At 58.4% G+C, this 14,476-nt stretch carries 14 protein-coding genes; 6 read left to right on the top strand and 8 right to left on the bottom strand.

The window, feature by feature from the left end; translation table 11 throughout:
• Window positions 1-19: 19 nt before the first annotated feature.
• Complete coding sequence (locus ACP7EE_RS03190; protein ID WP_426233443.1) at window positions 20-997, bottom strand: NADPH:quinone reductase; 978 nt, start codon at window positions 995-997, stop codon at window positions 20-22.
• 177 nt (window positions 998-1,174) lie between these two features.
• Between ACP7EE_RS03190 and hemF the strand changes: the two genes are divergently transcribed.
• Both hemF and aroE read left to right on the top strand, forming a co-directional pair.
• The gene (hemF, locus tag ACP7EE_RS03185; protein WP_426233441.1) at window positions 1,175-2,089 is read left to right on the top strand and encodes an oxygen-dependent coproporphyrinogen oxidase; all 915 of its coding nucleotides are present in this window, start codon (window positions 1,175-1,177) and stop codon (window positions 2,087-2,089) included.
• Between the two features lie 13 nt (window positions 2,090-2,102).
• Window positions 2,103-2,924 (top strand): shikimate dehydrogenase, encoded by an 822-nt coding sequence (aroE, locus tag ACP7EE_RS03180; RefSeq protein WP_420650051.1) that lies wholly within the window; start codon window positions 2,103-2,105, stop codon window positions 2,922-2,924.
• A 91-nt stretch (window positions 2,925-3,015) separates the two neighbouring features.
• Here the strand turns inward: aroE and ACP7EE_RS03175 are convergent, their stop codons facing one another.
• The 3 genes from ACP7EE_RS03175 to betC form a co-directional block, all read right to left on the bottom strand.
• Window positions 3,016-4,584 (bottom strand): SulP family inorganic anion transporter, encoded by a 1,569-nt coding sequence (locus tag ACP7EE_RS03175; protein ID WP_426233439.1) that lies wholly within the window; start codon window positions 4,582-4,584, stop codon window positions 3,016-3,018.
• A gap of 265 nt (window positions 4,585-4,849) precedes the next feature.
• Window positions 4,850-5,770: a choline ABC transporter substrate-binding protein gene (choX, locus tag ACP7EE_RS03170; protein ID WP_426233437.1), complete on the bottom strand. Its 921-nt coding sequence runs from the start codon at window positions 5,768-5,770 to the stop codon at window positions 4,850-4,852.
• 16 nt (window positions 5,771-5,786) lie between these two features.
• Complete coding sequence (betC, locus tag ACP7EE_RS03165) at window positions 5,787-7,301, bottom strand: choline-sulfatase (RefSeq protein ID WP_426233435.1); 1,515 nt, start codon at window positions 7,299-7,301, stop codon at window positions 5,787-5,789.
• A gap of 114 nt (window positions 7,302-7,415) precedes the next feature.
• Here betC and ACP7EE_RS03160 point away from each other — a divergent pair, with 114 nt between their 5' ends.
• The gene (locus ACP7EE_RS03160; protein ID WP_426233433.1) at window positions 7,416-8,351 is read left to right on the top strand and encodes a choline sulfate utilization transcriptional regulator; all 936 of its coding nucleotides are present in this window, start codon (window positions 7,416-7,418) and stop codon (window positions 8,349-8,351) included.
• On the opposite strand, the gene ACP7EE_RS03155 is transcribed toward ACP7EE_RS03160, so the two are convergent.
• From ACP7EE_RS03155 to ACP7EE_RS03140, 4 genes are all read right to left on the bottom strand, one after another.
• Window positions 8,340-9,005 carry an NAD(P)-dependent oxidoreductase gene (locus ACP7EE_RS03155; RefSeq protein ID WP_426233431.1) on the bottom strand — a complete coding sequence of 222 codons (666 nt, stop codon included), beginning with the start codon at window positions 9,003-9,005 and terminating at the stop codon, window positions 8,340-8,342. The two genes, ACP7EE_RS03160 and ACP7EE_RS03155, sit on opposite strands and share 12 nt — an antisense overlap.
• 123 nt (window positions 9,006-9,128) lie before the next feature.
• Window positions 9,129-9,530 carry a GFA family protein gene (locus tag ACP7EE_RS03150; RefSeq protein WP_420650045.1) on the bottom strand — a complete coding sequence of 134 codons (402 nt, stop codon included), beginning with the start codon at window positions 9,528-9,530 and terminating at the stop codon, window positions 9,129-9,131.
• 14 nt (window positions 9,531-9,544) lie between these two features.
• Window positions 9,545-10,051, bottom strand: a complete 507-nt coding sequence (locus ACP7EE_RS03145; RefSeq protein ID WP_426233429.1) for a hypothetical protein — start codon at window positions 10,049-10,051, stop codon at window positions 9,545-9,547.
• Window positions 10,048-11,061 carry an AAA family ATPase gene (locus ACP7EE_RS03140; protein ID WP_420650043.1) on the bottom strand — a complete coding sequence of 338 codons (1,014 nt, stop codon included), beginning with the start codon at window positions 11,059-11,061 and terminating at the stop codon, window positions 10,048-10,050. Before ACP7EE_RS03140 ends, ACP7EE_RS03145 begins: the two co-directional genes overlap by 4 nt.
• Window positions 11,062-11,475: 414 nt before the next feature.
• Here ACP7EE_RS03140 and ACP7EE_RS03135 point away from each other — a divergent pair, with 414 nt between their 5' ends.
• From ACP7EE_RS03135 to ACP7EE_RS03125, 3 genes are all read left to right on the top strand, one after another.
• A complete protein-coding gene (locus tag ACP7EE_RS03135) occupies window positions 11,476-12,783 on the top strand; it encodes a CitMHS family transporter (RefSeq protein WP_420650042.1) in 1,308 nt (435 codons plus the stop codon).
• Between the two features lie 83 nt (window positions 12,784-12,866).
• Window positions 12,867-13,634 (top strand): TerC family protein, encoded by a 768-nt coding sequence (locus ACP7EE_RS03130; RefSeq protein ID WP_420650041.1) that lies wholly within the window; start codon window positions 12,867-12,869, stop codon window positions 13,632-13,634.
• A gap of 318 nt (window positions 13,635-13,952) precedes the next feature.
• Window positions 13,953-14,476, top strand: a 524-nt coding sequence (locus ACP7EE_RS03125) for an IS110 family transposase (RefSeq protein ID WP_426233427.1), incomplete at its 3' end; no start/stop codon positions are given.

Raw genomic sequence — 14,476 nt, 5'->3', positions numbered from 1 at the left:
TCGCCGGGGCAGCTTGTCGTCATGGCAGCAGGATGGTCGAACCCGTGGTGCGCCGCGCCGACAACTCGGTCTGCGCCTTCGCCGCTTCAGCCAGTGGATAACGCTGACTGATATCCACCTTTATCTTGCCGCTGATGATCATCTCGAACAGCTCATCCGCCATCCGTTGCAGGTTCGCGGCATTGTTGGCGTAAGTCGCCAGGGTCGGCCGGGTCACGTACAGCGAACCTTTCGCCGACAGGATCCCCAGGTTCACCCCGTCCACCGCGCCGGACGCATTACCGAAACTCACCAGCAGGCCACGTGGCGCCACGCTGTCGAGCGAGGTCAGCCAGGTGTCCTTGCCAACCCCGTCGTAGACCACCGGGACTTTCTTGCCGTCGGTCAACTCCAGCACTCGCTGGGCAACGTTTTCGTGGCTGTAGTCGATGGTCGCCCATGCGCCGTTGGCCTTGGCCAGGTCGGCTTTCTCTTTCGAGCTGACCGTACCGATCAGTTTCACGCCGAGAGCCTTGGCCCATTGGCAGGCCAGCGAACCGACGCCACCGGCGGCGGCGTGGAACAGAATGGTTTCACCAGCCTTGAGTTCATAAGTCTGACGCAGCAGATATTGCACGGTCAGGCCTTTAAGCATGACCCCGGCGGCGGTTTCGAAACTGATGGCGTCGGGCAGCTTCACCAGATTGGCTTCGGGCAGGACGTGCCGTTCGCTATAAGCACCCAACGGGCCGCTGCCATACGCCACGCGATCACCGACCTTGAAGCGGGTGACTTCGCTGCCCACCGCGTCAACGATGCCGGCACCCTCGGCACCGAGACCCGACGGCAATGCTGGCGGCGCGTAGAGACCGCTGCGGTAGTAAGTGTCGATGAAGTTCAGACCGATCGCCTTGTTGCTCACGCGCACCTGCTGCGGGCCGGGCTCGGCGGGCTGGTAGTCAACGTACTCGAGCACTTCGGGGCCGCCGTGGGCGTGGAACTGGATTCGCTTTGCCATCTGCCTATTCCTTGGGTCGTTTGCGAGCTGCCTATCGAACTCCCAACCTTGATCTTCGTCAACTGCGGCGTGCCGGCCTGCGATGGTATGCTACGCGCCCATTTGCGCCGCCCCCCATTGCCTGCGGGGGCGCCGCGTAGTTTTGCCCGATCTGTTTTACCGATCCAGGGGGATGTCATGACGACCCGCACCGACGCCGTAAAAGCCTATCTGCTCGACCTGCAAGATCGCATCTGCGCTGCGCTGGAAGCCGAGGACGGCGGCACGCGCTTCGTCGAAGACGCCTGGGCTCGTCCGGCTGGGGGCGGCGGTCGCACTCGAGTGATCGAGAACGGCGCGTTGATCGAAAAGGGCGGCGTAAACTTTTCCCATGTGTTCGGCAGTGGTCTGCCACCGTCGGCCAGCGCCCATCGGCCGGAACTGGCCGGACGCGGCTTTGAAGCCCTCGGCGTGTCGCTGGTGATTCACCCGCACAACCCGCATGTGCCGACGTCCCACGCCAATGTGCGCTTTTTCATCGCCGAGAAAGAAGGCGAAGAGCCGGTCTGGTGGTTCGGTGGCGGCTTCGACCTGACCCCGTATTACGGCAATGAAGAAGATTGCATCCATTGGCACCGCGTGGCCGAGCAGGCCTGCGCGCCGTTCGGCCCGGACGTTTACTCGCGCTACAAGGCGTGGTGCGACAGCTACTTCCACATCAAGCACCGTCACGAACCGCGCGGCATCGGCGGACTGTTCTTCGACGACCTGAACGAGTGGGACTTCGATACCAGTTTCGCCTTCATGCGCGCCATCGGTGACGCCTACATCGATGCGTATCTGCCAATCGTGCAGCGGCGCAAGCATGATGAATTCACCGCCAAGCAGCGCGAGTTCCAGGAATTCCGCCGTGGCCGTTACGTTGAATTCAATCTGGTTTACGACCGTGGCACGCTGTTCGGCCTGCAATCGGGCGGACGCACCGAGTCAATCCTGATGTCGCTGCCGCCGCAGGTGCGCTGGGCCTACGACTGGAAGGCCGAGCCGGGTAGCGAAGAGGCACGCCTGACCGACTACTTTCTGCAAGACCGCGACTGGCTGGCCCAGGCCTGAACGAGGAGTTGTGATGGATCGTTACGTCGTTTTCGGTAACCCGATCGGCCACAGCAAGTCGCCGCTGATTCATAAACTGTTCGCCGAGCAGACCGGGCAGAGCCTCGACTACAGCACACTGCTGGCGCCGCTCGACGATTTTTCCGGTTGCGCCAAGGCGTTTTTCGAGCAAGGTCGCGGCGCCAACGTAACCGTGCCGTTCAAGGAAGACGCCTATCGCCTGGCCAACAGCCTGACCGCGCGCGCTGAGCGTGCCGGCGCAGTGAATACCCTGAGCAAACTCGCCGACGGTTCGCTGCTCGGCGACAACACCGACGGCGCCGGACTGGTACGCGATCTGACGGTGAATGCCGGTTTCAGCCTGACCGGCAAACGCATTCTGCTGCTCGGCGCTGGTGGTGCAGTGCGCGGAGCGCTGGAGCCATTGCTGGCGGAAAAACCGGCGTCGGTGATCATTGCCAATCGCACGGTGGAAAAAGCCGAATTGCTGGCAGAGTTATTCATCGATCTGGGGCCGGTGTCGGCCAGTGGTTTCGACTGGTTGCGCGAGCCGGTGGACGTGATCATCAACGCCACATCCGCCAGCCTGACCGGCGATGTCCCGCCGATTGCACCGAGCCTGATCGAGCCGGGTAAAACCCTGTGCTACGACATGATGTATGGCAAGGAGCCGACGGCGTTTTGTCGTTGGGCCAGCGAGCATGGCGCGGCGGTGTCGATGGATGGGTTGGGGATGTTGGCTGAGCAAGCGGCAGAGGCGTTTTTGCTGTGGCGCGGGGTGCGCCCGGACACTGCGCCCGTACTCGCCGAACTGCGCCGCCAACTGGCCCTTTAAAAGCATCGCTGGCAAGCCAGCTCCCACAAGGATCACCTCCATCCCTGTGGGAGCTGGCTTGCCAGCGATTGAAGTCGACACCGATATCTGATCACTCCTCAAAGCGGATCGGACATTTCTCCGGCCCTTCCAGCTTCCTCAACTCCTCAACCACCTGCGGCCGCGCGCGGCGCAATGTCAGGCAGCGTCCTTGTTTGAGCAAGCGCCGCGCCTCTTGATGCAGCATTTCCACCCCGGAATAGTCGATGAAGTTGATCTGCTGTGCTTCGATCACCACGCGCGCGCCGTGCATGCGTTGCAGGCGCACTTGCAGGTAATGGCTGGCGCCGAAAAAGATCGACCCGCCGACCCGCAGCACATCATCCTCGCCATCGCGCCAATGCTGCACGCGCGGCTGTGAGGTGCGCTTGAGATAGAAAAACAGCGACGCCAGCACTCCGGCATAAATCGCTGTCTGCAATTCCAGCAGCAATGTGGCGAGACAGGTCAAAGCCATCACCAAGAATTCTGCGCGGCTGACTCGCAGCAGCGCGCGAATCCCGCGAATATCCACCAGCCCCCAGGCGATCAACAGAATGCTGCCGGCCATTGCCGGGATCGGAATGTGCGCGATCAACCCCGCGCCGAAAATCGCGAACAGCGCTACCCACAACGCGGAAAACACGCCGGCCAGCGGTGAACAGGCCCCCGCCTCGTAGCTCAATCCGGAACGAGTGAAAGATCCGGCGGACAGCGATCCCGAAAAAAATGCCCCGACGATATTGGATAAACCCTGCGCACGAACTTCCTGATTGGCATCGAGCAACTGCTGCGAGCGCGCGGAAATCGAGCGCGCAATCGACAGACTCGTAACCAGCCCGAGCATGCCCACCGCCACAGCGCTCGGCAGCAGGCGCAGGATCACGTCCAGATCCAGATCCAGCGCACTGAACGGCGGCAAACGTCCAACGAAGGCGCTGACCAATTGCACATGGCCGAACATCGCCGGCCACAGCCACACCAGCAGACTGCCGAGCACCAGCGTGATCAATAGCGTTGGCCAGCGCGGCAGCAACTGTTTCAATGCCGCGCCGACCAGCACCGTGGCCACACCGAGCGCGAGCGAGGGTTTATCCACAGTTCCCAGATGCCGCAGCAGATCCATCAGGCTGTCCAATGCCGTGGCTTTGCTCTGTAAATCCAGCCCGAGCAGGTTGGGTAATTGACCGATGACAATCACCACCGCCGCACCGAGGGTGAAACCCAGCACCACCGAATGCGAGACGAAATTCACCAGTGCGCCGAAGCGCAACAGGCCGAGCAGCCACTGGAAAACTCCAGCGAGGAAGGTCAGTAGCAAAATCAGGGTGATGTAGTCCTGTGATGCCGGGACGGCAAGTGGACTGACGCTGGCGTAAAGCACAATGGAGATGGCCGCCGTGGGGCCGCAGATCAGGTGCCACGAAGAACCCCATAAGCAGGCGATCAGGACCGGGATGATTGCCGCGTAGAGGCCGTATTCAGGTGGGAGACCGGCGATCAGCGCGTAGGCAATCGACTGCGGCAACGCGAGAATCGCACCGCTGAGACCGACGATCAGGTCGCGCCCGACGCTGGCGCGGGTCTGCCGGGGCAGCCAGGTCAGGAAGGGCAGGAGTGAGCGGCGGGTCGGGAGGGGCATGGGGTCTCGCGGTTTGGGGTTGGGTGTTTGCAAGGGTATCAGGGTGTCAGTTGAGAAGAGCCCCTCACCCTAACCCTCTCCCAGAGGGAGAGGGAACTGACCGAGTTGGCGTTTCAAGCGACATCGACCTGAAATATCGAGTCGAACTCAGATTCCAGAAGCAACCGAGATCGGCTCCCTTTCCCCCTCGCCCCCCTTGGGGGGAGAGGGTTGGGGTGAGGGGGGAAAAGATCTCGAGCGAACATAAGTCGTCAGCACCCCACGATCAGAGCTTGGCCTTCACCGCCCCTAAAGCCTCTTTCCCATCTACGGTTTTCACGCCATCCAGCCACTTATCCAAAACCCCCGGATTCGCCTTGATCCAGGCCTTCGCCGCTTGAGCGTTGCTGACTTTGTTGTTCACCACCTCAGCCATGATGCTGTTCTCCATCTCCTGGGTGAAGGCCAGATTGGTCAGCAACTTGCCCACATTCGGACAGGCTTCGGCATATCCCTTGCGCGTCAGGGTAAATACGCTGCCGGTGTTGCCAAAATATTTCTCGCCACCCTTCAGATAATGCATTTTCAACTGCACGTTCATCGGGTGCGGGGTCCAGCCGAGGAAGGTCACGAATTTCTGCTTCTTCACTGCCCGCGATACTTCGGCCAGCATTGCTTGTTCGCTCGACTCGATCAGCTTCCATTGGCCAAGGTCGAAGTCGTTTTTCTTGATGATCTCTTGCAGCGAGATGTTGGCTGGCGCACCCGAGCCGATCCCGTAGATCTTCTTTTCAAACTTGTCGGCGTATTTATTCAGGTCGACAAAGTTATGCACACCCGCATCCCACACGTAATCCGGCACGGCGAGGGTGAATTCGGTGCCTTCGAGGTTTTTCGCCAGTTGCGTGACGTCACCGGTCGCGACGAACTTGTCATAGAACCCCTGCTGCGCCGGCATCCAGTTGCCGAGGAACACATCAACCTGGCCATCCTTCAATCCGCCAAAGGTGATCGGCACTGCAAGGGTGTCGACCTTGGCCTTGTAGCCCATGCCGTCCAGCAGAAACCCGGTGATGGCGTTGGTCGCGGCAATGTCGCTCCAGCCCGGATCGGCCATTTTTACCGTGTCGCAACTCTGCTCGGCGTAGGCCGAAGCGCTGCCCATTGCCAGCAGACTGACGGTGACGACTGTGGATAACTTGAGCATGGACTTCCCCTTCGCATTATTGGTTTTGGCAGGGTTGTGGATAACGGGCTTTGCGCTCCAGATCATCGAGGTCGATGTGGTTGCGCATGTACTGTTGACTGGCGTCCACCAGCGGCTGGTGATCCCAGCTCTTCAGCTTGCCGATGGTCAGCGCCTCGGCGACGAACCGCCGACGCCGCTGGCTTTCAAGCACATCGCGGTGGATCGCCGGGATATCCCATTTGGCCCGCGCCTCGGCAAGAAAATCGTCGAACAACAGGCGATGCTGCGGCGACTGGCTGAGTTCTTCCAATTCACGCGGATCGTTGGCTATGTCGAAGAGTAGGCAAGGGTCGCTTTCGCTGTAGATAAATTTCCAGGCACCGCGCCGGATCATCATCAGCGGGCTGATCGTGCCTTCGGCCATGTATTCGCCGAACACTTCATCGTGCCCGCCCTGCCCTTGCAGATGCGGCAGCAGCGATCGGCCGTCCAGCGGCAGGTCGGCTTGCAGTGTGCCGCCGGCCAGTTCGACGAAGGTTGGCAACAGGTCGGCCGTAGATACCGCGTTGCTGACCCGGCTCGCAGCGAATTGCCCTGGTGCACTTATCAACAGGGGCACGCGGGCGGCCATTTCGAACCAGTGCATTTTGTACCAGAGGCCTTTCTCGCCAAGCATGTCGCCGTGGTCACCTGAGAACACGATGATCGTGTCGTCGATCAGCCCGGTTTCTTCCAGCGTTTGCAGGAGCTTGCCGACGTTGGCGTCGATATAACTGCAAGCGCCGAAGTAGGCGCGGCGCGCATCGCGGATCTTATCCACAGGCAACGGCTTGTCCCAGAGATCGTAGACTTTGAGTAAACGCTGGGAATGTGGATCGAGTGAATGTTGCTCCGGCGTCGTAGGCAGCGGGATATCCGCATCGTCGTACAAATCCCAGAACGCCTTGGGAATCGTGTACGGATCATGTGGGTGAGTCATCGAGACGGTCAGGCAGAAGGGTTGATCGCCGTCCTCACGGATGTGATCGAACAGGTATTGCTGGGCCTTGAACACCACCTCTTCGTCGAAATCCAGCTGATTGGTACGCACGCACGGCCCGGCCTGCAGCACCGAGGACATGTTGTGATACCAGCTCGGACGCACGTCCGGCTCGTCCCAATTTACCGACCAGCCGTAATCGGCCGGGTAAATGTCGCTGGTCAGGCGTTCTTCATAGCCGTGCAACTGATCCGGGCCGCAGAAATGCATCTTGCCCGACAGCGCGGTGCGGTAGCCGAGGCGGCGCAGGTAGTGGGCGTAGGTCGGGATGTCGGCGGGGAAATCGGCGGCGTTGTCGTAGGCGCCGATCTTGCTCGGCAACTGGCCGCTGACCAGGGTGAAACGCGACGGCGCGCACAGTGGACTGTTGCAATAGGCGGCGTCGAACACCACGCCTTGTGCGGCCAAGCGGCTGAGATTGGGCAGTTTGATTGGAGACGGGCCGTAGATCGGCAACATTGGCGCGGCCATTTGATCGGCCATGATGAAGAGGATGTTCTTGCGCTTCATGTGATCGCGGCATTCCATAGTGAATATTTATGCGACATTGCTGCGATCGAGCATGGAGTCCATGCTCTACCCGGTAAAGCCCGCGCCGGGCAATGACTAGGATAAGCACAGCTTATGTATGAAGCCCTTGGCGATTTGTCGCTGGATTTGCTGCGCGCCTTCGAGGCAGCGGCCCGACAGCGCAGCTTCACCGCAGCGGCGGTCGAGCTGGGCACCACGCAACCGGCGATCAGTCAGCAGATCAAACGCTTGGAGGAACAGCTCGGCACGCGGCTGTTTGACCGGATCTATCGTGGCATCGAATTGACTGAGGTCGGCGCGCTGCTATTTGAGCAAGTTAGCCTCGGTTTGCAGAATATCGACGCAGGATTGAGTGCGATCAGTACACAAGAGCAACATGAGGTGCTGCAAGTTGCCACCGATTTTGCGTTTGCCGCGTATTGGCTGATGCCGCGTCTCCACCGTTTTCACGAGGCCAACCCGCAGGTTGATGTGAGCCTGGTCACCAGCGAACGCAATCACAACATGCTGCGCACTGACATCGATGTGGCAATCCTGTTCGGCGACGGGCGCTTCAAGCAGGGGGAAAGCCACTGGCTGTTCAGCGAAGAAGTGTTTCCGGTGTGCAGCCCGCAATTGCTCAAGGAGCGCGCCCTGCCCTTGCCGGCTCAGGCACTGCTGGAGTTTCCGCTGCTGCACCTGCGTGGCGAGAACAGCAGCAACTGGTTCGACTGGAGTGGCGTGTTCCGCGAGCTCGGCATCGCCACCCCGCCAGCGCCGGGGCAATTGCGTTTCGACAATTACACGCTGTTGATCCAAGCGGCGATTGGCGGCCAAGGCGTGGCGATTGGTTGGCGGCACCTTGTGGATAACTTGCTCAGCCAAGGGTTGCTGGTGCGACCGATCGCGCAAACAACGCTGTCGCGCCTTGGTTACTACGTGGTGCTGCCGCAGCGCAAACGGCGCGGAGTGTTGATTCAGCAGTTTGTGGATTGGTTGATGGCGGAGCAGGCGAGCAGTGCCGCAGGCTGCGATCTTTCAGTTATCTGAAGCTGCCACAAAACTCACATGCTCACCCACATGCAAATTCAACCGCAGCTCATCCGCAATCCCCACCGCCACCCGTTGCAATCGCTCCAGCGGCTCGGCCAATCCCGGCTCAAGCGAGCTGCTGACCTGGCTGAAATGCTCAATCGTCAGCCCCGCCACGCCGCGCGGTGCATTCACCAGCGTCCAGTGCAGCGGGCTGCTTTGCAGCGCTTCGCGGATTTCTTCGGCGGCGTGGCGCTGCAGGCGATCATCCAGTTCCGGCTCGTCCAGCGCATCGAATTCGCCGACCACAAACAATCGCGTAACACTCGCCGCTTGCAGGCCGTCGATCAACGCATCCACCGCCAGCACTTGCTCGACCGGCCCGAGCACTACGGATTTCTCAATGTGCTCGCTGTTGAACGGCAAGCCCGGCGCATTCAACAGACAAATCACCGCCGAGCTGCCGGCGACACTTTGATTGACCCGCTCGGCATCAAACAGATCGCCACTCTTGGTGCGCAATCCGGGGCGTGGCGCGAGGGCGGTCAGGTCGTCGAGGATGGCGATGACTTCATGCTGGCGGCGCAGCAGTTCAGCCATCAACGCACTGCCGAGGCTACTCATGGCACCGTAGAGCACCACTTTCACCGCCGGGGTTTCGGCATTTTTCATGGCTGAGGTCCCTTTTATTGTCCCTTGTATGGTGTGAGACACACGGGCAATGCCGAGGGTTCGAACCGATTCGCAGGCGTTGCAATGCACAGGGTGCGACCGCTGGACCTGTCTATATCTTGATCAAAGCGTTTCTTCAGGCTCACCAGGCAAGTGCTCATCCAGATGCAGCCAGGGCAATTGGCTGTCGGTCCAGATATGCCGCTCGGCCGGCGCCTGCTCCGGGTGATCCAGCGTGGCGATGGTCAGGTCGATACTTTCGGGACTGAGCAATGTCACCAGCGCCAGTTGCGCGCCGCAGTTCGGGCAGAAGAACCGCGCGCAGCTGTTTGACGAGTCATAGCGCGACGGCGCCGCCGCCAACCATTGGAAATTCGCCGCCGGCACGGTGATCCATGTGGTGACTATGCCGCCACTTACGCGGCGGCAGATCGAGCAATGACAATGGGCAATGTCATGCAGCGCTCCGCTGAACTGATAACGAATATGTCCGCAGTGACAGCCACCGCTGTGCCGTATTGTCATGTTGCCTGGCCTTGCTAACTGATCAGGTTACGTGCGCGAGCCATTTCATCGTTTATGACGATTACCGACCCGGGTTTGAGCCCCAGAGTTTTAGCTAAAGAATTCATCGCTTTGTTCAATGCGTCCTGGAGGTTGACCATCCATTCTTTCGGAAAAGAGTTGATGACCAGAATGCATTTGATTCCACAGTTTTCAAGGTCCAGATCCAGAAAATCCGCAGATAAGTATTCTTCACTACCAGTGTGACGCTTGAGGCAGGCGGCGATGGTCAGCTGTACCGAGTTTGTAAATTTTTGCCGAATTTCTTCGACAAAAATCGTAGTTTCTTTGGGGGCGCTTGATTTGGCCTCGATAAACCAAGCTTCCTGGGGTTTATTTGCAAAATCTCGCAGCAGAACAAACTCAGTAAGCTTCAGTCCTTCCCCGAGGGATTTGGCTAAGGGGCTGGTTTCGATCGGAAATAGCTTCTTTTCAGGAAAAGGCCCAAAAGTCATCCCTGACTCTTTGATTGAAATAGTCATCCCAAGGCCAACTCCACTTCCTCTTCATACAGGCGGATTGATTCGTCGACGATGGGGTTGTCCGGCATGCCTTTGAGCAGATCATCACTTAACCATTCGCCTTCACGCGATGACAAAACCGGGATCGACATGTTTTGCTTTTGAGCTGCCAGATACAGGGCTTTGATGACGAAGTACGAGTGACTCGCAATGAAAAATTGAATTCCGTTCTCCGCAAGAGAGACGATGATATCGATCAATTTAGTGATCGCCACCGGATGCAGTGCGGATTCCGGTTCATCAATGAAAATAATGGAGTCTTTGGTGAGGTATCGATTACCCAGCAGCGTGTCGAGAATGGCAATTTTCTTGATGCCCTCTGCGGTCGAACCGATCTGGAATTTTTGGTTACCCTTTTTGAACTGCCAGCGATTTGCGCTGCTGTCGAACTCGACTTTGCCACCGAACATGTCTTCAAGACTGCTACGTGCCTTCACGAAGTGCGCATGATTTTTACCTTTAGTCGGCATAAGACGCAGCGCTTTGGCCAAGTCGTAGTAGGTATCGTCGAACCCGAAGTCCTTGTCGACATCACGGCTCTTTAAAATAATGTGCTGTAGAGAGAGCACTTCTTTAGGAGGCAAAAAGATGGAGTTGCTGTCTTGCGGCGGGACGTGGCTTTCCAGCGTTGCAATATTCTTTGTGGTGTCTTTGCCGAACCCGAACCGAAATTCACGTGCATCTACTTTCACCTTGCAGGCTAATGGCCCATCGGCACTCTTAGTGACCAGGTCACCAATCTTGTCCGCCTGAAAGGTCCAATAAAGTTTGTCGGCCAGAATTTCCGCAGCTGAACGCTGCTCGTTGCCCCGCTGATATTCTTCGAGGGTTCGCATCGTGCAATAAAGTGTCTTAAGCAAAAATGTTTTGCCGCTACTGTTTGCGCCGATGACCAGATTCAAGTTTGAGAGCTTGCTCCAGCGGACTCGTTGTAAAGGACCGAAATTGTCTAGTTCAACACTGTTGATCATTGGTTGGAGCTCCTCTCAAGCTTTGCAATGGGCGCAAGCCTAGCATTGCGAACTCCTTCCATACAGCGGCGGGCATGGCCCTTCAATATCTACGGAAGGGTCTTACGACCCTTTTCCATCCCGTGCCTATTTCTTGCGAGAAACTGGATGAGCCTTCCGTCAGACCTGTCACCATCGAAAGGTAGCTGAAAGGTTCCCCGATTAGGATCGCCCAACTACCGGCAACAGACCGGTTGGCCAATGCGCGTGATACCCCGCGCGCACGGTCCAATTAACAACAACAATGGTGATTCTGATGTCCTCTGCAACCCGCCTCCCTGCTGTAACTCCGCCCGTACGCCTCGTCCTTCCCGTTCTGCGCTGATCCCGTCCGATCTGCTCATTCCCTAGACGCGCTACGCCTGGAGTATTCCCATGCTGACTTTCCTTGGCTTCGCCATGGTCATCACGTTCATGTTCCTGATCATGACCAAGCGCCTGTCCGCGCTGATCGCTCTGATCATCATCCCGATTGTTTTTGCCCTGTTCGGTGGTTTTGCGCCGAAGATCGGTCCGATGATGCTCGAAGGCATCACCAAGCTTGCGCCGACCGGCGTGATGCTGATGTTCGCCATTCTGTATTTCGCCCTGATGATCGACTCCGGCCTGTTCGACCCGGCCGTGCGCAAGATCCTCAAACTGGTCAAGGGCGACCCGCTGAAAGTTTCGGTCGGTACTGCCGTTCTGGCACTCGTCGTTTCCCTTGATGGTGACGGCGCGACCACTTATATGATCTGCGTGGCCGCCATGCTGCCGCTGTACAGCCGCATCGGCATGAGCCCGCGGATCATGGCCGGCCTGATCATCCTCGCCGGCGGCGTGATGAACATGACCCCGTGGGGTGGCCCGACCGCCCGCGCTGCCAGTGCACTGCATGTGGATCCGTCGGACATCTTCGTACCGATGATCCCGGCGATGGCTGCCGGTGTGCTGGCGATTCTGGTGATCGCTTACTTCTACGGCAAACGTGAACGCGCGCGTCTGGGTGAGTTGCACCTGATCGGCGACGACATCGATCACAGTGAAATCAGCGTCTCGCAATTTCCCGATGCCCGTCGTCCGAAACTGATCTGGTTCAACGGCGCCCTGACCCTCGGCCTGATGTGCACCCTGATCGCCGGCCTGCTGCCGCTACCGGTGCTGTTCATGGTGGCGTTCAGTATCGCGATGATCGTCAACTACCCTTGTCTGCAACAGCAGAAGGATCGCGTTGCGGCTCACGCGGGTAGTGTGCTGGCAGTGGTCGGACTGATCTTTGCTGCCGGTATTTTCACCGGTATCCTGACCGGCACCGGCATGGTCGATGCGATGTCGAAGAGCCTGTTGGCAGTGATCCCGGATTTCCTTGGCCCGTACCTGGCCGTGATCACGGCGCTGGTGAGCATGCCGTTCACCTTCTTCATGTCCAACGATGCGTTCTACTACGGCGTGTTGCCGGTCCTGGCCGAAGCCGCCAGCCACTACGGCATTACCGCTGTGGAAATGGCCCGTGCCTCGATCGTCGGTCAGCCCGTCCACTTGCTGAGCCCGTTGGTGCCATCGACCTATCTGTTGGTCGCCCTGGCTGGCATTGATTTTGGTGACCACCAGCGATTCACCCTGAAATGGGCGATTCTGGTTTGTATCTGCATCCTGATTGCTGCACTGCTGCTGGGGACTTTCCCGCTGTTCAGCACTCTATAACTCAAGACTCACCGCTCGGGTTCTGCCTTCGTTGTTTGAAGTCAGAACCTTTTGCGGTTTAACAACTGCTCAAAGGAATACACATGGAATGGCTGACCAACCCTGAAATCTGGGTTGCCTTCTTCACCCTGACTGCCCTGGAAATCGTGCTGGGCATCGACAACATCATCATGATTTCGATCCTGGTCAGCCGCATGCCCAAGCACATGCAGCAGCGCACCCGGATATTCGGTCTGGCGCTGGCCATGATCACGCGAATCCTGTTGCTGCTCTCGATCACCTGGGTCATGCGCCTCACCGCCGACCTGTTCGAAGTGTTCGGCCAGGGCATTTCCGGTCGCGACCTGATCCTGTTCTTCGGTGGCCTGTTCCTGCTGTGGAAAAGCTCGCAGGAGATGTACCACGCGCTGGAAGGCGAAGACGAAAGCGCCGACGGCCCATCGGGCAAGGGCGGCAACTTCCTCTACACGATCATCCAGATCGCGATCATCGACATCGTGTTCTCGCTGGACTCGGTGATCACTGCCGTGGGCATGGTTTCGCACGTGCCGGTCATGGTTGCGGCGATCATTGTGGCGGTACTGGTGATGATGCTGGCCGCGGGCAAGATCAGCGAGTTCATCGACAAGCACCCGTCGTTGAAAATGTTGGCGCTGTCGTTCCTGTTGGTAGTCGGCACCGTGCTGATTGCTGAAGCGTTCGGCGTGCACGTTCCCAAAGGCTACGTCTACTTCGCCATGGCGTTCTCGCTGGCGGTCGAAGCGATCAACATCAAGCTGCGCGGCGCGATGGCGAAAAAGCGCAAACAGCAGGATCCAGTGAAACTGCGCAAGGATATTCCGGGGCAGTAATCCGGAAGATCAGCTACAAGACAAAACCTGTGGGAGCTGGCTTGCCAGCGATAGCGGAGTGTCAGCGACATCAATGTCTGCTGAACGCACGCCATCGCTGGCAAGCCAGACTTGTATGCTTGGTACTTGAAGGGAGGAGGAGGGACTAGGCTGGCTTCTGACTGTTGACGCAGTACAGATCCGTGGGAGATTTCGCCCCTCCTCCTTTCACCCAAGCGCCGATAAAGAATGCATCTGGCTCGACCGACGATAGAAACAAGCCTGCGCCTCTGGGTGACCCCTTCAAGTGTTCAAAACCATATCTCGGGGGGATGTTCAATGGCAATGCCGATTTCTGTCGTAAAGCCTATCGTGGGCGTGGATGTCGCCAAGAATGAACTGGTCATCTATCAGGCTGAGCTGGATCTGCTCGAGACGATCTCCAATGACAAGGCTGCCATCAAAAAATGGTTGAAAGCCTTGCCTGCACCGGTTGATCTCGCCATCGAATCAACCAACACCTATCACTTGGCGCTCGCCGATCTGGCCTATGAAGCCGGTTGCACGATTTACATGGTCGGCGGCTACGAACTGAGTCATTACCGCAAAGGTGTGAAAGTTCGCGCCAAAACCGACGCGCTGGACGCCAAACTGCTGGCTCGTTATCTGAAGAACGAATACCAGGAGCTTCATCCCTGGACCCCTCCATCGCCGTTATATCGCCGCCTTCTTAGTCTGTTTCGCCGTCGCGCGGCGCTGGTTCAGGCGCGAGTAGCCCTGGCGCAAAGCTGGGCGAACGAGCCGCTGCTCAAAAGCGCGTTTGCCGAACACCTGACATCAATGCAGAGGCTTGAAACGCTGGT

It is taken from the genome of Pseudomonas sp. TWP3-2 (assembly GCF_049897765.1).
Taxonomy (GTDB): domain Bacteria; phylum Pseudomonadota; class Gammaproteobacteria; order Pseudomonadales; family Pseudomonadaceae; genus Aquipseudomonas.
Note: the sequence above shows the minus strand (reverse complement) of the source record. Positions and strands in the feature narration are given on the sequence as shown.